This window comes from Paenirhizobium cremeum, assembly GCF_022884085.1.
GTDB classification, from domain to species: Bacteria; Pseudomonadota; Alphaproteobacteria; order Rhizobiales; family Rhizobiaceae; genus Allorhizobium; species Allorhizobium cremeum.
In genome coordinates this window covers 112,919-132,683 of sequence record NZ_JAGGCS010000008.1, presented here as the reverse complement: position 1 = coordinate 132,683, position 19,765 = coordinate 112,919, and the positions used below count along the sequence as shown (strand labels likewise).

Below are 19,765 nucleotides of genomic sequence, written 5' to 3'. Positions count from 1 at the left end.
GCGGCGGGAACAACGGAAACGAGCGTTACTGGGAGTATCAACGATGAAGAAATTTGCGAGGGCCTTGGCCCTAACGATGACGTGTGCCCTGGCTTTGCCGGCCTTCGCACAAGAAAAACCGGTCGCCGGCGAAGTGAAGGAAGGATCGCTCAAGGGCAAGACGCTGACCTTCGTCTCCTATGGCGGCATCTATCAGGACGGTCAGGTCGCCGCTCTCAAGGAATTCGTCGACGAATCCGGCGTAACCTTGCTGAACGACGGCCCGACCGAAATTGCCAAACTGAAGGCGCAAGTCGATGCCGGCAACGTCACCTGGGACGTCGTCGATACCGCCGACCTGCCGCCTTATGTCCATTGCGGGACGCTGTTCCAGAAACTGGATTTTTCAAAACTCGACATCTCGAAAATCCCGCCGGGCCAGGTCGGCGAGTGCTCGGTTCCGGCGATGAACTACGGCGTCGTTCTCATGTACAAGAACGAAACCTACAAGGATAACCCGCCGAAGAGCTGGGCCGATTTCTTCGATACGGAAAAATTTCCCGGCGTGCGCGCCATCGACGGTTCCGGCGATCCGACAGGCGGGCTGATCGAGCAGGCCTTCAAGGCGACCGGCGGCGACCCGAAGGCAATGACGCCCGAAGACATCGAAAAGGGCATCCAAAAGCTGCGCGATCTCGGCCCCGACACGATCTACTGGAAGACCGGCGCGGAATCCCAGCAGCTCGCCGAGTCCGGCGAAGCCGACATGGTCATGATGTGAACCGGCCGCGCCATGACTGCGGTGAAGAACGGCGCCAAATACACGCCCGTCTGGCAAGACTGGCTCGTCGTCATGGACCAGATGACTATCCCGGTCGGCGTCAAGGACACGGATGCGGCCTATGCGCTGCTCAACGCCTATCTCGGTGCGAACGCCCAGGCGATCCTGACCGAGAAGACCTCGTATACGCCGATCAACATGGACGCCAAGCCGAAGGTGGATGATGCGACGGCCGCCTTCCTCACCAGCACGCCCGAGCGCATCGCACAGGGCTACCAGCAGAACATCCCGTTCTGGGTGAAGAATTACGACCTCGCCGCCGAGAAGTGGAACGCGCTGCTTTCGGGCAACTGAGCCGCTGATTGACCGCAGGCCCGGCCGGAGCCGGGCCTGTCTCCAACACGGGAGATGTCCATGACCACCACCCCCGGCGGAGTCCTGAAGACCGGCCCCGTGGCCGGTTCAGCCCAGCCCGCCCCGCTTTCGCGTTTCCGGCCGCGCGGCGCAGTGTGGCTTGCCGCACCGGCCGTGCTGGTGCTTCTCGCCGCGCTCGCCTACCCCCTGAGCATCGTCGTGTTGCGCAGTTTCACCGACCCTGCGCCCGGCCTCGCCAATTATGTCTGGTTCTTCCAGTCCGCGGTAAACCGCACCGTGCTGCAAAGGACGTTCGTTGTCGCAGCCTGGGTCACGCTCGCCTCCCTCATCTGCGCCTACCCTTACGCCTACGCGATGACTATCGTCGGCCGGAACCTGCGCCTCGCGCTCATCCTCTGCGTACTCGTGCCCTTCTGGCTGAGCGGCGTGGTGCGTACGCTCGCCTGGGTTATCCTCCTGCAGGATTCCGGCGTGATAAATTCCTTCCTGCGCAGCCTCGGTCTTTCACCGGTCAAGCTGATCCGGACGATGCCCGGCGTCATCATCGGCATGACGCAGGTATTGCTGCCCTTCATGATCCTGCCGATCTATTCCGTGATGAGGGGCATCGACACACGCCTCTTGCAGGCCGCCCGAAGCCTCGGCGCAAAACCGTGGAAAGCTTTTCTCCAGGTCTATGTGCCGCTGTCGCTCCCCGGCGTCTATGCGGGCGCCATCATCGTCTTCATCCTGTCTCTCGGCTTTTACATCACGCCCGCCCTGCTCGGCGGACCACGCAGCACCATGCTTTCCTCCCTCGTACAGAACCAGGTGCTGAGCCTCCTCAACTGGGGTCGCGGCGGCGCCATGGGCGTCGTCCTTCTGGTCGCGACCTTCGTGCTTCTTGCCATCGCCGCTCCGCTGATGCGCCAGAAGCACACCTCCTCACGCAGGGAGGCGTAACGAGATGCCCTCCTTCTCCCGCGTTCTTCTCGGTCTTTTCTGCTTGCTGGTCGCCGTCCTGCTCCTTGCGCCGACGCTGGTCGTGATCCCGATGTCGTTCAACGGCAACAAGTCACTCGCCTTCCCCCCGGTCGGCTTCTCCTGGCAATGGTATGAAAACTTCTTCCGCAATCCGGACTGGACCACGAGTTTTTCCAATTCGCTTGCTATCGCGCTCATCGTCGCTGTGGTGGCAACGGTGCTCGGCACGCTTGCCGCCTTCGGCATCACGAGAGCCACCACACGCGTCGGTGGCTTGCTGCGCGCGCTTCTGATCACGCCGATGGTCGTGCCGGGTGTCGTTCTGGCGATCGGCATCTATGCGGTCTATCTCGACGCACATCTCGTTGGCACCGTCACTGGCTTCGTTCTGGCGCATACGATGCTCGCCATCCCCTTCGTGCTGATTGCGGTACAGGCCAGCCTCGAAGTTTTCGACCGGCGGCTGGAGACTGCAGCCGCCAGTCTTGGAGCAGGCCGGCTGACGGTGTTCCGCACAGTGACGTTGCCGCTGATCTTGCCGGGCATCCTCTCAGGCGCGCTCTTTGCCTTTATCACCTCGTTCGACGAGATCATCGTGGCGCTGTTCATCACCAGTCCTTACCTCAAGACCCTGCCGGTGCAGATCTACACCTCGATCACCCGCGATGCGGACCCGACCGTCGCAGCCGTGGGTACACTGCTGTTTTTCGCAACGTCGCTCATCATCATCGCCGGCCTGCTGTTCGGCATGCGCCGCGGAAGGACATGACCATGACCGCAACCAGACAATCGGCCGGCGCCGCGATCGAAATCAGCAAGGCGACAAAACGCTATGGCGCGTTTACCGCCTTGAACGACATCGATCTTCACATCCGCCCCGGCGAGTTCATGACGCTGCTTGGCCCCTCCGGCTCCGGCAAGACGACGACGCTGAACCTGATCGCCGGCTTTACGGACATCAGTTCCGGCACTCTCGAAATCGGCGGCAGGAGCGTCACCGGTCTGCCGTCACACAAGCGCAATATCGGCGTCGTCTTCCAGCACTATGCGCTCTTCCCGCACATGACGGTCGGAAAGAATGTCGCCTATCCGCTAATGCTTCGCGGGATAAAGGGGAAGGACCGGGAGGCTCGTGTAAAGCGCGCGCTCGACATGGTGAAGATGGCGGATTTCGCCCATCGCTATCCGAACGAGCTTTCCGGCGGTCAACAGCAGCGAGTGGCGCTGGCGCGAGCGCTGGTCTTCGATCCGCCGCTGCTCCTGATGGACGAGCCGCTCGGCGCCCTCGACAAGAAACTGCGCGAATGGCTGCAGCTTGAGATCAAGCGCATTCATCGCGAACTCGGCACCACATTCGTCTACGTCACCCATGATCAGGAAGAGGCGTTGGTGCTTTCCGACCGCATCGCCGTCTTCAATGGCGGCCGCATCGAACAGATCGGCACGGGCCGCGAGCTCTATGACAGCCCCGCAACACTCTTCGTCGGCCGCTTCATCGGCGAATCCACCATTCTGCGTGGCGAAACCGAGATTTCCGATGGCAACACGATCATGACGATCGGCGATCAGAGGATCGTCGCCCATGGCCACATCAGCGGCGATGCCCGCCCGGTCTTCCTGCTTCGGCCCGAACGCATGGCACTAAAACGATCCGGCGCAGAAGCGGCAGATGGCGAAAACAGGTTGTCCGGCAATGTCATCGAAGCGATCTATCTGGGTTCGGGCTCGAAATACGAGGTGCGGCTCGCAGACGGGACAGGCGCCGTCGTCCGCTGCTCCCTCGGCGCGGCCGATTTTTCCATCGGCGACGCGGTCGACATCGCCTTCCTGCCCACCGATCCCATTCTCCTGCCCGATGATACCAGCGCCGACGTGACGCTGACCTGAACCAGAAAGCATCCCCATGGACATCAAGACCAACGGTAACATCTCCTTCTGGTATGCCGATATCGGCGGCATTCCGGAAAAGCGCCCTCCTCTGCCCGGTGATCGCGAGGCCGATGTCTGCATCATTGGCGCGGGCTATACCGGCCTCTGGACAGCCTACTACCTGAAGAAGGCAGATCCTTCGCTCGATGTCGTGATCGTCGAGCGGGAATTCGCGGGCTTCGGCGCTTCCGGTCGCAATGGCGGCTGGCTTTCGGGCGGCTTCAGCTGGTCGCGGGAAAAGTATGAAAAGACCTCCGGCCGAGGCGCCGTTGTCGACATGCAGAATGCCATGGCCGGCACGGTCGACGAGGTCGAGCGTGTCACCAAGGTCGAGGGCATAGATGCCGACCTTATCCGCGTCGACAATCTCATCGCCGCCACCAATACGGCCCAGATGGAACGGATACGCCAGGAATATCAATACGCGCTCGACTGGCAGGTATCGCGAGAACGCATACAACTCCTGTCCGCGGAACAGGCTGCGGCGCGTATTCGCCTTGCCAATATTCAGGGGGCGGTGTCTTACCGGGGAATGGCGCGGGTACAGCCGGCCAAGCTGGTGCGTGGCCTCGCCCGCGTCGTCGAGGCACTGGGAGCGTCGATCTACGAGGGCACGACCGTCACCCGCTTCGAGAAGGGCCGCGTCGAGACGGATCGCGGTACAGTACGTGCTCCCGTCATCATCCGCGCGACGGAAGGATTTTCCGCAGGCCTGCCCGGCTTCGAGCGCACCTGGCTGGCGCTGAACAGCGCACAGATCGTCACGGAACCGGTGCCGGAAGCGCTCTGGCGGGAGATCGGCTGGGAGGGACATGAATTGCTCGGCGACGCAGCGCATGCCTATTGCTACGCCCAGCGCACCCGGGAAGGCCGTATCACCATGGGCGGACGCGGCGTACCCTACCGTTACGGCTCGAAGACGGACGTCAACGGCCAGACGCAGCAGGCGACCATCGACCAGCTCTATGGCATCCTGACCCGTCTCCTGCCCCAAACCAAATCGCTGAGGATCGATCATGCCTGGTGCGGTGTGCTCGGCGTGCCGCGCGACTGGTGCACGACGGCAGGCTTCGACCGCTCCACGGGCATCGGCTGGGCGGGCGGCTATGTCGGCCTCGGCGTCTCCAGTTCCAACCTTGCCGGTCGCACGCTTGCCGACCTGATCCTGAACCGAGAAACGGAACTGACGGGCCTTCCATGGGTCAACCGTACCGTGCGCGAATGGGAGCCGGAGCCGTTCCGCTGGCTTGGCGTGCACTCCATGTACCAACTCTACCGTATGGCAGACAGGCGTGAGTTCGCCGGCCTGCCGCATACCTCAAAGCTCGCGGCAATTGCCGACAGCATTACCGGCCACTGAGCCTTCCAAAGGGTAACTTCATGATTAGTTTCGAGAATTTCGGCGACCTTCTCAACCTCGACATCGGGACCTTTTCGCCAAAACCCACTTCGATCGAGGGAGATCAGCAAGAAGCTGCGATGGCGCTCTGGACCAGCCCTGACGGCAAGCTCGAAACCGGCATATGGGAGTGCACACCCGGCCGCTTTACCGCCGATCGCAGCCGGAATTCCGAAATCTGCCACCTTCTTTCCGGCAGCGTGACCCTGCACAATGGCGACGGCACCGAACAAAGGATCGGTGCCGGAGAAATGTTCGTTTTGCCGATCGGATGGCGGGGCGAGTGGACCATTCACGAACAAACCCGCAAGATCTACACCACGATCGATGAAGGCGTGTAGGCCCAGCGGTCCCGAGGAGCCTTCCTGAACGGGATTGCGCCAGGAAACCTCAAGACGAGGAAGGAGCAAGCTGCTTCGGGCAGCCGGCGAAAGCATGTTTAGAGCTTGCCTGACGCCGGTTGCGCGAGTGGCTCAGGCGAGAGCGAGGATGATCTGCGAGGCTTTGACGAGGGCGCAGAGCCGCAGACCGGGCGTGATTTCGAGCGCCTCGGTACTATCGTCCGTCACGATGGCGCAGAGTGTCTTGCCGTCCCCGATATCGAGAATGACCTCGGCATTGACGGCGCCGGGCTCGACGGAGACGACAGTGCCGCAGATGCGGTTGCGTGCCGATGTCCTCATGCTGTCGGTCTCGGTCATCAGGATAGGCGTGCTCGCCTTGATGAGCGCATAAGCCTCGGCTCCCGGGACGATGTTGAGGTTTGCAACACTCTGCTCGGTAATCATCACGGTCAAGGTGACGTCTTCGGCGATCTTCAGCATCACCTCAGCATTGATCGCCCCGTGATGAACATCGGTGACGATGCCGTGATAGGTATTGCGGGCACTGGTTTTCATGATCGGGCTCCAAAGCAGGGACTGGGCAGGAAAGGAAACTGTGGGATCTCCGGAAATGGTGGTTTCCAGATTTGCAACGATCTCGCCGATCGAGGCGGTCAGTAACCGATGAACGGTGAGCGCCCGAAGACCCTCCGCTGTGACGCGGGCGCTGCCGCCATGCCGACCGCCCGGACTGGCGATGACGATCGGCCGGGGAAAGAGGTTGTTCAGCGAATTCACCGCGTCCCACGCCCCCCGATAGCTGATCCCGACAACCTTGGCGGCGGCGGCGATCGAGCCGGTGCGGTCGATCGCCGCCAGGAGCTGGAACCGGTCTTCACCGGCGCGGTTGCCATTGGCGCCGCGGAAATCGAGAACGGGGCGCAGTGAGTTTGGACGCATGGAAACCTCGATCAATCGTTAGGAAGTTTGACTTCATATCGGTGACCAGAACCGATAAACGATCGGGAGCAATTTCCATTCCAATTGAAATAATCAATTAAAAGCAATACTTTGATATGAAGAACAGACGAGCAGGCCCGACATTGTCGTGAACCAGACAACTGCCGTGGTCGCGATTGCTACAAAAACCCGGCGACCGGACCGGTGATGACCGTCAGGCCCATTGAACCACCCCGTTTTTCAGGCGCGCCAGACGACTCTCGCCGGTTTCCTCGCCGAAACAAGCATTGAAGTCGCCGCATTCACGGCAGCTCGGCGCCGTGCAGAGCGAAAAGCCTTCCGCCTCGCAGAGCCTGCGATAGAAATACTTCTTCCACTTCATGTTCCCGGTGTTTCCTGCCGCCAGCATCGGAAAGTGGCGATTCAGGAGCCGCGTGAGCTCGGCGCGTTCGAACAGGCCGAGATCCTGCCAGAGATGGTCATCACGCATGGCACGGCGGGCAACGATGCGGGCAAAGTGCAGGCTCGCCGCAATCCCCGGATTGCGATGCTGCCGGAGCAGTTCGAACAGGATTTCCTCTTCCTCGTCCCGTTCGGGCTCGGCCTCGTCCGGATCGATGCCGAAGCTGTCGAAGGGAACGGCAGGAAAATTGCGGGCGACGAGGCGCATCAGTTCCTTCGGACCGAGGCCTGTCGCCTCGGCGATGGTCGCACGGCCCGAAAGGTCTTCGTCGCGCGCAATCGACAGGACGCAGGCCAGCGCGTGGCGGTCGAAAGCGGTGTCGGCATCGATGGCCGGCCACTGGCCGGCGATCAGGCAGGCATAATGATCGGCAAACATCGGATGTCTCCTTCAGGTCATGCGGCGAGTTCGCCCGCCGCGACGTGGGTCTGGCAGTTTTTCGGACAGACGCGCGCGCAGGCACCGCAGCCGATGCAGGCGCCAGCGTGATCGACGACCATAATCATGCGGTTGAGTTCGCCATCGAAGTCGTCCCCCTCCTCCTCATCGTAGAGCCCGAGGATCTCCCCTTCCTCGTTCACGCCATGGAGATGCATCACATCGCGCGAACAGACCTTGTAGCAGCGGCCGCAGCCGATGCAGGTCCTGCCATCGATCGCCGTCAGGTATTCCGGCATCCATGGAGAGCCGTCGCGGGTGGAGAAGGAACCGCTCATCATACACCCTCCAAGGCCGCCAACTCGGCCTTGGCGGCCTCCAGTTCGGCAAAGACGGCGTAGGTGCGTTCGGCGACCGCCCTGATCTCGGTCCAGTTGACCGGCAGATCCTCTGCAAGGTCGTGTAGCTCCATCTTGGCATTTCCGGCCCTGGAGTTGAGCTTTCGGACCTTTTTCTGGAGTTCCTCAAGTTCGGACATGTTCGCCTCCCCCTGTCAGTATCTGGCGACTTCAGGGAATTTGCCGATCATTTCGACGGCATCCTGCACAAGCTTGTTGCCGGCATCGGCAAGCTTGGTCAGGGTCTCGAAACCGAAGCGGTGGACGTCGCGCAGGGATTTCAGCACGACGACAAGACGCCCGGCCGTCAGCAGCACGCGCCCGAACCCCTCATGGCTCATCTTCATCATCGGCGACGCGATGATCCCGGTCTCCTGCTCGATGGCAAGTCCGACCGCCGAATAGAAGATTTCCAGCCGCCACAACACATCCGGGTCCGGATCGCCGATGATCGGGATTTCCTTGCGCTGCTCTTTCGTCACAATGAAATCGCCGAGGATGGAAGCATCGGAGCGCCCTTCCCAGGCGTCATAGGTATCCTGCGCACGCATCAGCCGGACGAGGCATTTCATGAACGGCGTCGCCATGGCGTCGACGTCGTCGTTGGCGGCGGTCTTTTCAAGAACGGCAGTCGGGGTCATGGGCAATCTCCTTTTTCAGTCTTCATCATCGAAGGATGGCTTGGTGACGGAAACGCCGGCCTCGGCCAGCACCTTGCGCAGCCAGGGGGGCGGCGCGGTTTTCAGCATGGTCTGGGTGCGCGACAGCACCTCCTCGATGGAGGAAGGCTGCGGAACCTTGATCGGATGGATCTTCGCGGACACCACCTTGGCTGCGGAGGGACCACCGATCGCGAGACAAAACAGAAGGTGGCAGCCCTTCAGCGCCTCGACCTTAGGCGTGATCCGGTCATCGCCCTCCGTCTTGTGCTTGCCGCTCTCGTCGGAGACCTCGCCGAAACCGACAGCCTCGACGAAGGTCCAGCTTTCAGGCGTGATGTCATAGACGGCAAACAGCTTGGCAGAGCCGAAATGGGCGTTGAGGCCTTTCATGTCCTGCGTGGCGATGGCAATGCGCAAGGCGCCTTTCGGGCGGTCCGGTGCAGGCGCTGGCCCCTCGTCAGTGACGAGTGAAAGACGTCGGACGGCTGTCATTGTCGGTCTCCCTGTTGCGGAAAGGATTGAGCTCTTCCGGGGTGGGCTGGTGCTGGACGGACTGGAAGATGTTGGCCGCCTCGAAGATCATGTCGCGCGCGCCTTCGTAGAGAACGGTGAGCTTGTGCTGGCTGCCCAGCCGGTCGAAGATCGGGAAACCGACCCGCATCAGCGGCACGCCGATCCTTTCCGCCGCCTGGCGGCCGTGGGAATGGGCCACGATCAGATCGGCTTCGGCGGCTTGCGCCATCGCCTCCAGATCGGCGAGGTCACCCACCTGCACCACCTCGGTCTGTACTTTCTGCAGGATGCCGCTGGTGCCCGTGGTAGTGACTGCGACAGCGATCTCAGCGCCAAGTCCGGTGAAGAAGGTCGAAAGCTGGTAAAGGTGGTCCGGTTCGGCCGCGATCGCGATCCGCTTGCCACCGAAATGAAAGTGCCCGTCGAGCAGCGCATCCTGCAACTGGGCTCGGCGGCGTCGCACCTTCGCCGGCACGGGATTGCCGGAAATCATTGCCAGCATGGTGATGAAGCGGTCGATCGCCTTCATGCCGGAAAGCTGCTGGAAGAGCGCATAGGGAACACCGGTCGCCGCCTGCAGCGCCTCCGCCGGCCCGCGCATGTGCTCGCCGATCGCGATCGCCTGGAAGCATTCGCCGAGATTGCGGATGTCCTCGACTTTCGTGCCGCCATAGGTGGTCGGTATCCAGCGGTCGGGAACCGTGCCGTCGAGCGCGCCGGAAATGTCCGGTAGAATTATCGGGGTGAGGCCGAAGCTCTCCACCGTCTCGCGGATATTCTCGATGTCGGCGACCGTCAGGTGCCAGCCGGGCAGGATGGCGATCTTTTTCGGGTCCCGCACCCGCTCCCCGGGAATGGTGACGCCTTCGATCATCGAGGTCACGGCCTTGGCCCAGCCTTCCTCCATCGCACCGTCGAAATCCGGCGTGTTGGATAGCACCACCTCGGTGCCGGCGAGTTCTTCCGCGCGCTTCGCCTTGATCCTCGCGAGATCGCCGGCGAAATCCTCGCCCCGGGTTTCGACCAGCGCAGTGGTGCAGATACCGATCAGGCTCGGCTTCGTGCGGTTCTTGAGGTTGAGGATCGCCTCCTCCAGATGATCGGCGCCGCCGAGAATGGTGGCGACTTCGTCCATTGCCGTCGTCTGCAACGGGATCGTTTCCTTGAAATGGCGGACGAACAGGACGAGCGCGAAGGAGGTGCAGCCCTGGCTGCCGTGAAAGAGCGGCATGGCGCCATCGACCCCGAGATAGGCGAAGGCGGCCCCGAGTGGCTGCGAGGACTTGAGCGGATTGATCGCGACTTGTTTCGTCTGATGCACAATACGGGCCATCAGCATTCTCCCATTTCATCGGCATTGGAATTGGCGAACTTGCGGAAGGCGTGCACTGGCTCGGCAAGCGGCGTGTCGTCGTTTTCGCCGAGGTTCGGTGCGCTTGAGACCAGATTGCCGTCTGCGTCCCATGGCGAGGCCTCGCGCACGGTCTCCCAGACGGGATTGTGGATGGCGATGTCGATCTGGCGCGCCAGTTCCACCATGCCGTCATAGCCGGCATAGGGGTGGTGCCGTTCCTGGTTGATATCGAGCCAGGGCATCTTCGCCTTCAGCGCGATGAACTGGGTGCGCCCGCCCGACAGCATGATGTCGGCCTTGTGTTCGGCGAGCATGGCGTAAAGGTCGCGCGGCGCCATGGAATCGAACATGTGGTTCTCGTCCTTGAGGATCTGCTTGATGCGCTCCTTGTCCTCGGGCGTCGACTTCTTGACCGAGGTGCCGACGATCTCCACGCCGATTTCCTGAAGCGCATGGACAACCGACCAGCTCTTCACCCCACCGGTGTTGAGCAGTACGCGCTTGCCTTCAAGGCGGGGACGGAATCCCTCGAGTGCGGCCCAGGCTCTGGCCTCCTCCTCCGCGATGAGGGATTCCGTCCGGTCAAGGAGCTCAGGGGGCGCTCCTTGTTGTACCAGCAAGGCAGCAAGCTGCCGCAACGCCTCCGAGGTATCGGAGATTCCGTAGAATGAACCCTCGAAATAGGGGATGCCGAAGCGCTCCTCCATCTTGCGGGCGAGATTGATGAGGGCTGTCGAACAGACCATCATCGTCGCCTTGGCCCGGTGGGCGGTGGCGATATCGCGGTAACGGGCGTCGCCGGGAATGCAGGCCCTGACGCGCATGCCAAGTTTTTCGAGAAGCGGCTTCACCATCCAGAATTCGCCGGAAAGATTGAACTCACCGAGAATATTGATGTCGTAGGGCGTGACATCATCGGGCTCTTCCGTGCCGATCACGTGGTCGAGCAGAGCCTCGCCGGCAAGCTTGTTGCCAAGATTCTTCGAGCCGACGAAGCCAGGCGCATTGACCGGAACGACCGGCAGGCCGAACTTTTCCGCCGCGCGCCGACAGACCGCCTCGATATCGTCGCCGATCAATGCGGTCACGCAGGTGGAATAGACGAAGATGGCCGGTGGTGCGTAGCGCTCGGCAATCTCTCGGATCGCCCTGAATAGTTTCCGCTCCCCCTGCCCCATGACGATGTCGAGTTCGGTGAGATCCGTGGTGAAACTGGTGCGCCAGAGGCTGGAGCCGGACGAGGCGGCGCCCCGGTTATCCCAGCTGTTGCCCTCGCAGGCGAGCGGCGCATGGATGAGATGGGCGACGTCGGTCACCGGTTGCAGCACGATCTTGGCGCCGTCGAAGGCGCAGCCGCCGGCCGCCGCCCCCGGCGTCAGCGGCTTGGAACAGCCCTTCTTGCGAGCCTTGGCGTCCTTGCCCTGGTTCTTGTCGCAACCGGGCTCGTTGAACACATCCTCGATCTTCGCCTTCAATGCCGACATCGCACCTGTCTCCACCATGGAAGTTGAAACCGTTGGAAGCAGGCCCCCACTCGGGGGCCGGCAAGGATCAGCGTGTCAAATCGAAGGAATAGTCGGTCTTCGACGGGAGGATCGTCTGCTGGTCGTAGACGTCGAAGAACTTGTCGAGGATCGTCGTCAGCACGCGCAGGCCGCCCTGATAGCCCATCAGCGGAAAACGATGATGATGATGGCGGTCGAAGATCGGGAAGGTGAGACGCAGGAGCGGCGTGCCGGTGTCGCGTTCCAGATACTTCCCGTAGGAGCTGCCGATCAGGAGATCGACCGGCTCGGTGAACAGCAGCGAGCGCATGGCCCAGAGATCCTTGCCCGCCCAGACCTGGCAATCCTTGCCGAACGGCGAGGAGGCGAAGAGTTCCTTCATCTCGGCTTCCCAGGCCGTGGAACCGTTGGTCGCGAGGCAATGGGTCGGCTCGCCGCCCGTTTCCAGAATGAAGCGGGCCATGCCATAGACGAAATCCGGATCGCCGTAGATCGCGTATTTCTTGCCGTGCAGATAGGCCTGACTATCAGCCATGGCATCGACCAGGCGACCACGTTCCAGACGAAGAGCCTCCGGAATGTCCTTGCCGGTCATTTCCGAGACCTTCATCAGGAAGTCGTCGGTGCCGCGAACGCCGAGCGGATAATGCAGCGAGGCGACCTTCTGGCCAACCTCCGCGCAATATTCTTCGGTCTTGCGGGTGCAATAATGCTGCAGCGACAGCGTCCATTCGGCGTTCAGCGCATCCTTGACGTCATCGATCTTCGTGCCGCCGTCATACATGCGGTATTCGCCGTCGGACGGCGTGTCATACTGGTCCGAGGCATCCTGGATGAAGGTGTAATCGACACCCATCAGCGACAGCATGCGCTTGATTTCGCGGTTGTTGCCGACGCAGAAGCCGTCGAAGCCGGGGATCAGGTTGAAGCGCCCTTTTACTTCGGTCCGCGTACGGCCCTTCCAGAAATGCTCGAACACGCCGCGCACCATGTTGTCGTAACCATCGACATGGCTGCCCACAAAAGCCGGCGTGTGGGCGAAGGGCACGTCGTAGTCGACCGGCACCGAGCCTTCGTTCTTGGCGTTCTCGATGAAGCTGCGCAGGTCGTCGCCGATGACTTCCGCCATGCAGGTGGTGGACACCGCAATCATCTTCGGCTCATAAAGCGTATATGTGTTGGCAAGGCCGTCGATCATGTTCTTGAGCCCGCCGAACACCGCCGCGTCTTCCGTCATCGACGAGGAGACGGCCGAGGACGGTTCCTTGAAGTGGCGCGACAGGTGCGAACGGTAATAGGCGACGCAGCCTTGAGAACCGTGGACGAAGGACATGGTCTTCTCAAAACCGGCAGCGGCGAAGACGGCGCCAAGCGGCTGGCAGGCCTTGGCCGGATTGACGACGAGCGCCTCGCGGGCGAGGTTCTTCTCGCGATATTCCCAGGTCTTGGTCAGCTCGCGCTGATCGTCGACCCATTCGCCCGGATGCGGGCATTCGAAGTTTTCCTTCTTGTTCTTCAGCATCTCGACATATTCAGGCTCGCGGAAGAGCGGAGCATGGTCGAGGACTTTTTCGGCTGACTGCGGCATGACTGGTCACCTCCATCCTTGCGGGCCACGCCATACGGCGGCACCGGGACAATGACGTTTCGACAGGTCCCGAACGGGTTTTCCCGTGGGCGTTCTTTATGTACCGGGGCTCGCACGAGCCCCTGCCCCCGCCCTGCGGCGAGGACGGAACCGTCATTCGGCGGCAATCGGTAGCGGCTCGGCCTGCTTTTTCTTCCAGGGAGCGTCGTAGAGGCCCCAGACCGGGTTGTTGATCGCAAGGTCCATGTCGCGGGCGAAGATCGCAAAGCCGTCATAGCCATGGTAGGGGCCGGAATAGTCCCAGCTGTGCATCTGGCGGAAGGGGATGCCCATCTTCTGGACGGGATACTTTTCCTTGATGCCGGAGCCGACGAGGTCCGGGCGGATGCCCTCGATGAACTTCTCGAGTTCGTAGCCCGTCACGTCGTCATAGATCAGCGTACCGTTCTTCACGTAGTGACTGGTGCGCTGGTAGTCGTCGTTGTGGCCGAACTCGTAGCCGGTACCGACGATCTCCATGCCAAGGTCTTCATAGGCCGTGATGACGTGGCGGGGGCGAAGGCCGCCGACATAGAGCATCACCGTCTTGCCTTCGAGACGCGGGCGGTACTTCTCGATCACCGCATCGACCAGCGGGCGGTACTTGGCGATAACCGCTTCGGCGTTCGCTTCGATCTCCGGACCGAAATGCTTGGCGATCTTGCGGAGCGACGCCTCGATCTGGGAGGGACCGAAGAAGTTGTATTCCGTCCAGGCGATTCCGTATTTCTCTTCCATGTGGCGGCAGATGTAGTTCATCGACCGGTAGCAATGGATGAGGTTGAGCTTGGCCTTCGGTGCCCGTTCGATTTCGGCGAGCGTCGCATCGCCGGACCAGTTGCCGACCACGCGCAGGCCCATTTCCTCAAGCAGGATGCGGGACGCCCAGGCGTCGCCGCCGATATTGTAGTCGCCGATGATGTTGACGTCGTAAGGACCGGTCTCGAATTCGGCATGCTTGTCCTCGCCGGAGAACACCCAGTCGCGGATCGCGTCATTGGCAATGTGGTGGCCGAGCGACTGCGAGACGCCGCGGAAACCTTCGCAGCGGACGGGCACGATCGTCTTGTTCAGCTCTTTCTTCTTCTTGCGCGAGACGGCTTCGATATCGTCGCCGATCAGGCCGATTGGACATTCGGACTGAATCGTCACGCCGTTGTTGAGCGGAAAGAGCTGCTCGATCTCGTCGATAACTTTTTCCAACTTCTTGTCGCCGCCGAAGACGATGTCCTTCTCCTGGAAATCGGAGGTGAACTGCATGGTGACGAAGGTATCTATGCCGGTGGTGCCGATGTAGTAGTTGCGGCGCTGAGACCACGAATATTGCCCGCAGCCGACCGGGCCATGGGAGATGTGGACCATGTCCTTGACAGGTCCCCAGACCACGCCCTTGGAGCCGGCATAGGCGCAGCCGCGAATGGTCATGACGCCCGGAATGGACTTGATGTTCGACTTCACGTCGCATTCGGAGAGAGGTCTGCCCTCTTCCTGATCGACCTCGCCGCCCGCCTTGGCGACATTGAGATGCTTCTTGCGGCGCTTGGCCGTCTTGTCGGGATACTGGGACAGCACTTCTTCGATTAGTTTTTCGTGGAGCTGGCTGTCGTTTTCGTAGTCGAGGCTCATGGCTTGCGATCCCTCGCTGATGGCGGCTGACCGCCGTTTCGACTGGAGCGCCGGGTCAAGGCCGGCGCCCGGTTGAATCGTTCACTCAATGGGCTGCAGCGGCAGCTTCCTTGGCGGCAAGCTCGGCGAGCATCTGCTCGTCGGTCTTCATGATGCCGAAGGCGAGCAGCATGTCTTCCAGTTCCTCCATGGTGATCGGGGTCGGGATCGTGCCCTTGCCGGAATTGTCATGGATCTTCTGGGCGAGCTGGCGATATTCCTGGGCCTGCTGCGAGTTCGGCGCATATTCGATGACCGTCTGCTTGCGCAGCTCGGCGTGCTGCACGATGTTGTCGCGCGGCACGAAGTGGATCAGCTTCGAGTTGAGCCGGGCCGCAAGCGCCTCGGCGAGGTCGAGTTCGCGGTCGGTCTGACGCTCGTTGCAGATCAGGCCGCCGAGACGCACGCCGCCGGAATTGGCGTATTTCAGGATGCCCTTGGCGATGTTGTTGGCGGCGTAGAGCGCCATCATCTCGCCGGACATGACGATGTAGATTTCCTGCGCCTTGTTCTCGCGGATCGGCATGGCGAAGCCGCCACAGACGACGTCGCCGAGGACATCGTAGGACACATAGTCCACGTCGTCATAGGCGCCGTTTTCCTCGAGAAAGTTGATCGAGGTAATGACGCCGCGACCGGCACAGCCGACGCCCGGCTCGGGACCACCGGATTCCACGCATTTGATGCCCTTGTAGCCGATCTTCAGGACATCCTCGAGCTCGAGGTCTTCGACGGAACCTTCCTGGGCTGCAAGCGACAGGACCGTATCCTGCGCCTTGGAGTTGAGAATCAGGCGGGTAGAATCCGCCTTGGGATCGCAGCCGACGATCAGGATCTTCTGTCCGAGATCGACAAGAGCGGCGAGCGTGTTCTGGGAGGTCGTGGACTTGCCGATCCCGCCCTTCCCGTAAAATGCGATCTGACGCAGAGCTGTCATGACTTTTCCTTCCTTCGCTGAAGCACCCGCGGCCTCTCCCGCAGGGCTGGATATCGGATCGGCAGGCTCGACCGCCGCCATTCCTTCCGTTTCAAAAGCCGTGCCAGTTTGCCAAAAGGCCGAAGGTGTTTCTATTTTATACATATATTTCAATAGTTTAATTGAAATTACGTTTCCCCGGCCAGCGCGACACCCACCTGTCGCAGACGTGACAAACCCGACAGGCTTTCGATCTTTTGTAGGGTGCCGACACGCGATGTCGGATTGGAGACGTTGTCGCAAAACCGACAAACGCACTTTTTCGTAACAATCTGTTTTAAAACAATAAATCTCTCTGGCACGCCTGATGCATGGTTTCTTGCGTCGTCATGACGAAAAGGAGAAATGCACCATGATCACTCTCACCGAGAATGCCATTTCCGCCGTCAAGTCCGCATTGTCGAAGGCTTTGGAGCCCGCCGAAGGGCTCCGTATCATGGTCGAGGCCGGCGGTTGTGCCGGCTTCAAATACATGATGGGGTTGGAATCGACGGTTCGGGACGGCGACGCCGTCATCGATGCCGACGGCGTCAAGGTCTATGTCGATACCCGCTCCCAGCCCCATGTGGCGGGCATGACCGTCGATTTCGTCACCGGTCTCGAATCCTCCGGCTTCGTCTTCGACAACCCGAACGCCGCAGACAAATGTGCCTGTGGCAAATCCTTCGGCTGAGCGGGAGACGATGATGCACGAACAAGCCCGTACGGCGCGCATCACTCTGTTCGATGGGCTGGCCGGCCGATCGTCAAGGCCGACCGCAACGCCGCAGCAGATCGGTCCGCGGGGCCACGCACCGCCATCGCAACCCCTCGAGACTGCCGATCGCGACGCCTTGGCTCTGCGCGCCGCGCTCGTTGCCAGCCGCAAACCCCTGATCGAGGCAGCTCTTGAAGCGATCCGCCCGAACCTGAAGCGCGACGGCGGCGATTGCCAGTTAGTCAGGTTGGACGGAGATGCGGTGTATATCCGCCTCTCCGGCGCCTGTGTCGGCTGCCAGCTCGCCGCCGTCACCGTCAACGGCGTTCGCCAAAAGCTGATCGAGGCGGTCGGCATGCCGCTTCGCGTCATTCCGGTCAATTGAGGGAGCCGGACCATGCAGCCCGTCTATCTCGACAACAACGCCACCACCCGGACCGATCCGGCGGTTGTCGAGGCGATGCTGCCCTGTTTCACCGAATGCTTCGGCAACCCTTCCTCGGGCTATGCCTTCGGCTCGGCAGCGGCCGCCGCTGTCCGCAGCGCGCGCAAACGGGTGCAGGCCCTGGTGGGCGCGGCTCATGACCACGAGATCGTCTTCACCTCGGGCGGCACGGAGAGCGACAATACGGCCATCCTTTCGGCGCTCGATGTCATGGCCGGCCGCGACGAGGTAGTGGTCTCCGCCGTCGAGCATCCCGCGGTCCTTACGCTCTGCCGGCATCTGGAATCCGACCGTGGCGTAAAGGTCCGCGTTATTCCGGTGGACAGTCGCGGGCGGTTGGATGTCGACGCTTTTCAGGCGGTGCTGTCGGCGCGCACGGCCATCGTGTCGCTCATGTGGGCCAACAATGAAACCGGCGTGATCTTTCCGGTCGCCGAACTGGCGGAAATGACGAGGACGGTCGGAGCCCTGTTTCACACGGATGCCGTCCAGGCCGTCGGCAAGCTTCCGGTCGACCTGAAGGAGACCCGGATAGACATGCTGTCGCTGTCTGCACACAAACTGCATGGGCCGAAGGGTGTCGGCGCGCTCTATGTCCGGCGCGGCACGCCCTTTGCTCCATCGGTCCTTGGCGGTCGCCAGGAGCGCGCACGACGGGCCGGCACGGAAAACGTTCCGGGCATTGTCGGTCTCGGCAAGGCTGCGGAATGCGCCATAGACACCGTGAGCGCCGAAGGGCCACGGATCGCCAGGCTTCGCGACCGGCTCGAACAGGGGCTGCAACAACGCATCGACGGTACGCATGTGAACGGCGATACGACCGCGCGGTTGCCGAACACCTGCAATATCGCCTTCGAAGGCGTTGAGAGCGAAGCCCTGGTGGCGCTGCTCGACCGCGCCGGCATAGCCTGCTCGTCCGGCTCGGCCTGTACTTCCGGCTCGACGGAACCCAGCCACGTATTGAAAGCGATGGCAGTACCGCCGCAATTCCTGCGCGGCGCCGTGCGGTTCTCGCTGTCTCACGATACCGGCGAAGCCGACATCGCAAGAGTGCTCGCCGTCATGCCCGAGATCGTCGGGCGACTGCGCAAGCCGATGCCCAGCCAGCCTTTCAACCAGCCTTCCGGTCTTGTCCATGCCTGAGGGAAATCCAATGCACACCGCCTCGAAGCCGGCAGTATTCCTAAACGACACGACCCTGCGCGATGGCGAGCAGGCGCCGGGCGTCGCATTCTCCCTTTCGGAGAAACTCGAGCTTGCCGAAGCCCTTGCGGCTGCCGGCATTCCCGAGATCGAGGTTGGCACACCGGCCATGGGGGAAGATGAGGCGACCGCGATCAGCGCCGTCGTCTCACTCAATCTGCCGATGCGGGTGATGGCCTGGTGCCGGATGACGGAACAGGATCTCGACGCGGCCCTTCGTAGCGGGGTTGCGGCGGTCAATCTGTCGCTGCCCGCCTCGGATCTACAGCTTTCCGCAAAGCTCGGCATCGACCGCGACGAAGCCCTGAGGATGATCGAGGCAATGGTCCGGAAGGCTTCGAAGGCCGGCCTATTCGTGGCGGTCGGCTGCGAGGATGCATCGCGCGCAGATCCGGAACACCTGGAACGGGTGATAACGGTTGCCGCTTCCGCCGGCGCCGGCCGGGTGAGGCTTGCCGACACCGTCGGCATTCTCGATCCCTTTTCGACCGTCGCGCTGATCGAGCCGCTGGCACGGCGCGCACCTGTGCCGCTCGAATTTCATGCCCACAACGATTTCGGCCTCGCGACGGCGAACTCGGTTGCCGCCTTCAGGGCCGGCGCCCGACACCTTTCCGTCACCGTGTCAGGACTTGGCGAACGGGCGGGCAATGCCCCGCTGGAAGAAGTGGCAGCCGTACTGCAACTGATGTACGGTATTTCGACAGGGCTCGATCTTACCGCCTTTCCAGGCCTTGCCGCCCTCGTCGCCCGTTGTGCGCGGCAGGCTTTGTCTCCGGCCAAACCGATCACCGGGGCCAATGTCTTCACGCATGAGTCCGGCATTCACGTCGCCGGCCTGCTGAGCGATCGCCAGACCTACCAGGGACTCGATCCGGCGGAGTTCGGGCGAAATCACCGTATCGCCATCGGCAAGCATTCGGGCGCGGCCGCACTCGCCCATGTCCTCGTCCAGAATGGCAGGGCGGGAGACCGGAAAATGCTCGCGGGACTTCTTGCGGATGTCAGACGGCTTGCCGTCGAGATGAAGGCGACGATACCGCCCGACGACCTCGTCCGCCTCTTCGATGGCCTGCAGGCCTCCCCCGACAGGAAGGAGCGGACATGTCGTTCGTCATGCTGACAAGCAGCGCCAAGGCGCGCGATAGCAGATCGCGCGACAGGCAGGAC

At 61.8% G+C, this 19,765-nt stretch carries 20 protein-coding genes and 1 pseudogene; 10 read left to right on the top strand and 11 right to left on the bottom strand.

Annotated features, from left to right (window positions below; all coding sequences use genetic code 11):
- The first annotated feature begins 43 nt into the window (after positions 1 to 43).
- The 6 genes and pseudogenes from J5N58_RS15750 to J5N58_RS15725 all read left to right on the top strand — a co-directional run bounded on the left by J5N58_RS15750 (position 44) and on the right by J5N58_RS15725 (position 5,767).
- Positions 44 to 1,114, top strand: a pseudogene (locus tag J5N58_RS15750) (extracellular solute-binding protein).
- 60 nt (positions 1,115 to 1,174) lie between these two features.
- Positions 1,175 to 2,077 (top strand): ABC transporter permease, encoded by a 903-nt coding sequence (locus J5N58_RS15745; protein ID WP_162757268.1) that lies wholly within the window; start codon positions 1,175 to 1,177, stop codon positions 2,075 to 2,077.
- Positions 2,078 to 2,081: 4 nt separating this feature from the next.
- A complete protein-coding gene (locus J5N58_RS15740; RefSeq protein ID WP_113340027.1) occupies positions 2,082 to 2,867 on the top strand; it encodes an ABC transporter permease in 786 nt (261 codons plus the stop codon).
- Between the two features lie 2 nt (positions 2,868 to 2,869).
- The gene (locus J5N58_RS15735; RefSeq protein ID WP_113444215.1) at positions 2,870 to 3,985 is read left to right on the top strand and encodes an ABC transporter ATP-binding protein; all 1,116 of its coding nucleotides are present in this window, start codon (positions 2,870 to 2,872) and stop codon (positions 3,983 to 3,985) included.
- 16 nt (positions 3,986 to 4,001) lie between these two features.
- Positions 4,002 to 5,387 (top strand): NAD(P)/FAD-dependent oxidoreductase, encoded by a 1,386-nt coding sequence (locus J5N58_RS15730; RefSeq protein WP_113444214.1) that lies wholly within the window; start codon positions 4,002 to 4,004, stop codon positions 5,385 to 5,387.
- Positions 5,388 to 5,407: 20 nt separating this feature from the next.
- On the top strand, positions 5,408 to 5,767 hold the full coding sequence (locus J5N58_RS15725) for a cupin domain-containing protein (protein WP_112829779.1): 360 nt from the start codon (positions 5,408 to 5,410) through the stop codon (positions 5,765 to 5,767).
- A 132-nt stretch (positions 5,768 to 5,899) separates the two neighbouring features.
- On the opposite strand, the gene J5N58_RS15720 is transcribed toward J5N58_RS15725, so the two are convergent.
- The 11 genes from J5N58_RS15720 to nifH form a co-directional block, all read right to left on the bottom strand.
- Complete coding sequence (locus J5N58_RS15720; RefSeq protein WP_162757481.1) at positions 5,900 to 6,709, bottom strand: TOBE domain-containing protein; 810 nt, start codon at positions 6,707 to 6,709, stop codon at positions 5,900 to 5,902.
- Positions 6,710 to 6,923: 214 nt separating this feature from the next.
- Positions 6,924 to 7,550, bottom strand: coding sequence for a nitrogen fixation protein NifQ (locus tag J5N58_RS15715; protein ID WP_113444212.1), 627 nt, complete (start codon positions 7,548 to 7,550; stop codon positions 6,924 to 6,926).
- Between the two features lie 17 nt (positions 7,551 to 7,567).
- Positions 7,568 to 7,888 carry a ferredoxin III, nif-specific gene (gene fdxB, locus J5N58_RS15710; RefSeq protein ID WP_113340032.1) on the bottom strand — a complete coding sequence of 107 codons (321 nt, stop codon included), beginning with the start codon at positions 7,886 to 7,888 and terminating at the stop codon, positions 7,568 to 7,570.
- Positions 7,888 to 8,088: a CCE_0567 family metalloprotein gene (locus J5N58_RS15705; RefSeq protein ID WP_113340033.1), complete on the bottom strand. Its 201-nt coding sequence runs from the start codon at positions 8,086 to 8,088 to the stop codon at positions 7,888 to 7,890. Before J5N58_RS15705 ends, fdxB begins: the two co-directional genes overlap by 1 nt.
- 15 nt (positions 8,089 to 8,103) lie before the next feature.
- Complete coding sequence (locus tag J5N58_RS15700; RefSeq protein ID WP_113444210.1) at positions 8,104 to 8,589, bottom strand: NifX-associated nitrogen fixation protein; 486 nt, start codon at positions 8,587 to 8,589, stop codon at positions 8,104 to 8,106.
- A 15-nt stretch (positions 8,590 to 8,604) separates the two neighbouring features.
- Positions 8,605 to 9,102 carry a nitrogen fixation protein NifX gene (gene nifX / locus J5N58_RS15695; RefSeq protein WP_113438522.1) on the bottom strand — a complete coding sequence of 166 codons (498 nt, stop codon included), beginning with the start codon at positions 9,100 to 9,102 and terminating at the stop codon, positions 8,605 to 8,607.
- On the bottom strand, positions 9,068 to 10,456 hold the full coding sequence (nifN, locus tag J5N58_RS15690; RefSeq protein WP_113444209.1) for a nitrogenase iron-molybdenum cofactor biosynthesis protein NifN: 1,389 nt from the start codon (positions 10,454 to 10,456) through the stop codon (positions 9,068 to 9,070). The genes nifX and nifN overlap by 35 nt, the downstream gene beginning before the upstream one ends.
- The gene (gene nifE, locus J5N58_RS15685; protein ID WP_113444208.1) at positions 10,456 to 11,961 is read right to left on the bottom strand and encodes a nitrogenase iron-molybdenum cofactor biosynthesis protein NifE; all 1,506 of its coding nucleotides are present in this window, start codon (positions 11,959 to 11,961) and stop codon (positions 10,456 to 10,458) included. Before nifE ends, nifN begins: the two co-directional genes overlap by 1 nt.
- Before the next feature lie 67 nt (positions 11,962 to 12,028).
- Positions 12,029 to 13,570, bottom strand: a complete 1,542-nt coding sequence (gene nifK / locus J5N58_RS15680) for a nitrogenase molybdenum-iron protein subunit beta (RefSeq protein WP_112829770.1) — start codon at positions 13,568 to 13,570, stop codon at positions 12,029 to 12,031.
- Positions 13,571 to 13,723: 153 nt separating this feature from the next.
- Positions 13,724 to 15,235: a nitrogenase molybdenum-iron protein alpha chain gene (nifD, locus tag J5N58_RS15675; RefSeq protein WP_112829769.1), complete on the bottom strand. Its 1,512-nt coding sequence runs from the start codon at positions 15,233 to 15,235 to the stop codon at positions 13,724 to 13,726.
- A gap of 85 nt (positions 15,236 to 15,320) precedes the next feature.
- Complete coding sequence (gene nifH / locus J5N58_RS15670; RefSeq protein ID WP_112829892.1) at positions 15,321 to 16,211, bottom strand: nitrogenase iron protein; 891 nt, start codon at positions 16,209 to 16,211, stop codon at positions 15,321 to 15,323.
- Between the two features lie 391 nt (positions 16,212 to 16,602).
- On the opposite strand from nifH, the gene J5N58_RS15665 reads away from it, so the two are divergent.
- Genes J5N58_RS15665 through nifV form a run of 4 tightly spaced genes read left to right on the top strand, consistent with a single transcriptional unit; the run spans position 16,603 to position 19,718 of the window.
- Positions 16,603 to 16,923, top strand: a complete 321-nt coding sequence (locus tag J5N58_RS15665) for an iron-sulfur cluster assembly accessory protein (RefSeq protein WP_112829768.1) — start codon at positions 16,603 to 16,605, stop codon at positions 16,921 to 16,923.
- Between the two features lie 10 nt (positions 16,924 to 16,933).
- Positions 16,934 to 17,332: a NifU family protein gene (locus tag J5N58_RS15660; RefSeq protein ID WP_113340039.1), complete on the top strand. Its 399-nt coding sequence runs from the start codon at positions 16,934 to 16,936 to the stop codon at positions 17,330 to 17,332.
- 12 nt (positions 17,333 to 17,344) lie between these two features.
- Entirely contained in the window at positions 17,345 to 18,535 is a 1,191-nt protein-coding gene (gene nifS / locus J5N58_RS15655; protein WP_244711561.1) for a cysteine desulfurase NifS, read from the top strand.
- A 10-nt stretch (positions 18,536 to 18,545) separates the two neighbouring features.
- On the top strand, positions 18,546 to 19,718 hold the full coding sequence (gene nifV, locus J5N58_RS15650; RefSeq protein WP_244711559.1) for a homocitrate synthase: 1,173 nt from the start codon (positions 18,546 to 18,548) through the stop codon (positions 19,716 to 19,718).
- The last annotated feature ends 47 nt before the right edge of the window (positions 19,719 to 19,765 follow it).

What these genes read in the sequence shown, in the direction of transcription:
- J5N58_RS15745 (WP_162757268.1), top strand. Translation starts at nt 1,175, where the DNA reads ATGACCACCACCCCCGGCGGAGTCCTGAAGACCGGCCCCGTGGCCGGT.
- J5N58_RS15740 (WP_113340027.1), top strand. Translation starts at nt 2,082, where the DNA reads ATGCCCTCCTTCTCCCGCGTTCTTCTCGGTCTTTTCTGCTTGCTGGTC.
- J5N58_RS15735 (WP_113444215.1), top strand. Translation starts at nt 2,870, where the DNA reads ATGACCGCAACCAGACAATCGGCCGGCGCCGCGATCGAAATCAGCAAG.
- J5N58_RS15730 (WP_113444214.1), top strand. Translation starts at nt 4,002, where the DNA reads ATGGACATCAAGACCAACGGTAACATCTCCTTCTGGTATGCCGATATC.
- J5N58_RS15725 (WP_112829779.1), top strand. Translation starts at nt 5,408, where the DNA reads ATGATTAGTTTCGAGAATTTCGGCGACCTTCTCAACCTCGACATCGGG.
- J5N58_RS15720 (WP_162757481.1), bottom strand. Translation starts at nt 6,709, where the DNA reads ATGCGTCCAAACTCACTGCGCCCCGTTCTCGATTTCCGCGGCGCCAAT.
- J5N58_RS15715 (WP_113444212.1), bottom strand. Translation starts at nt 7,550, where the DNA reads ATGTTTGCCGATCATTATGCCTGCCTGATCGCCGGCCAGTGGCCGGCC.
- fdxB (WP_113340032.1), bottom strand. Translation starts at nt 7,888, where the DNA reads ATGAGCGGTTCCTTCTCCACCCGCGACGGCTCTCCATGGATGCCGGAA.
- J5N58_RS15705 (WP_113340033.1), bottom strand. Translation starts at nt 8,088, where the DNA reads ATGTCCGAACTTGAGGAACTCCAGAAAAAGGTCCGAAAGCTCAACTCC.
- J5N58_RS15700 (WP_113444210.1), bottom strand. Translation starts at nt 8,589, where the DNA reads ATGACCCCGACTGCCGTTCTTGAAAAGACCGCCGCCAACGACGACGTC.
- nifX (WP_113438522.1), bottom strand. Translation starts at nt 9,102, where the DNA reads ATGACAGCCGTCCGACGTCTTTCACTCGTCACTGACGAGGGGCCAGCG.
- nifN (WP_113444209.1), bottom strand. Translation starts at nt 10,456, where the DNA reads ATGGCCCGTATTGTGCATCAGACGAAACAAGTCGCGATCAATCCGCTC.
- nifE (WP_113444208.1), bottom strand. Translation starts at nt 11,961, where the DNA reads ATGTCGGCATTGAAGGCGAAGATCGAGGATGTGTTCAACGAGCCCGGT.
- nifK (WP_112829770.1), bottom strand. Translation starts at nt 13,570, where the DNA reads ATGCCGCAGTCAGCCGAAAAAGTCCTCGACCATGCTCCGCTCTTCCGC.
- nifD (WP_112829769.1), bottom strand. Translation starts at nt 15,235, where the DNA reads ATGAGCCTCGACTACGAAAACGACAGCCAGCTCCACGAAAAACTAATC.
- nifH (WP_112829892.1), bottom strand. Translation starts at nt 16,211, where the DNA reads ATGACAGCTCTGCGTCAGATCGCATTTTACGGGAAGGGCGGGATCGGC.
- J5N58_RS15665 (WP_112829768.1), top strand. Translation starts at nt 16,603, where the DNA reads ATGATCACTCTCACCGAGAATGCCATTTCCGCCGTCAAGTCCGCATTG.
- J5N58_RS15660 (WP_113340039.1), top strand. Translation starts at nt 16,934, where the DNA reads ATGATGCACGAACAAGCCCGTACGGCGCGCATCACTCTGTTCGATGGG.
- nifS (WP_244711561.1), top strand. Translation starts at nt 17,345, where the DNA reads ATGCAGCCCGTCTATCTCGACAACAACGCCACCACCCGGACCGATCCG.
- nifV (WP_244711559.1), top strand. Translation starts at nt 18,546, where the DNA reads ATGCACACCGCCTCGAAGCCGGCAGTATTCCTAAACGACACGACCCTG.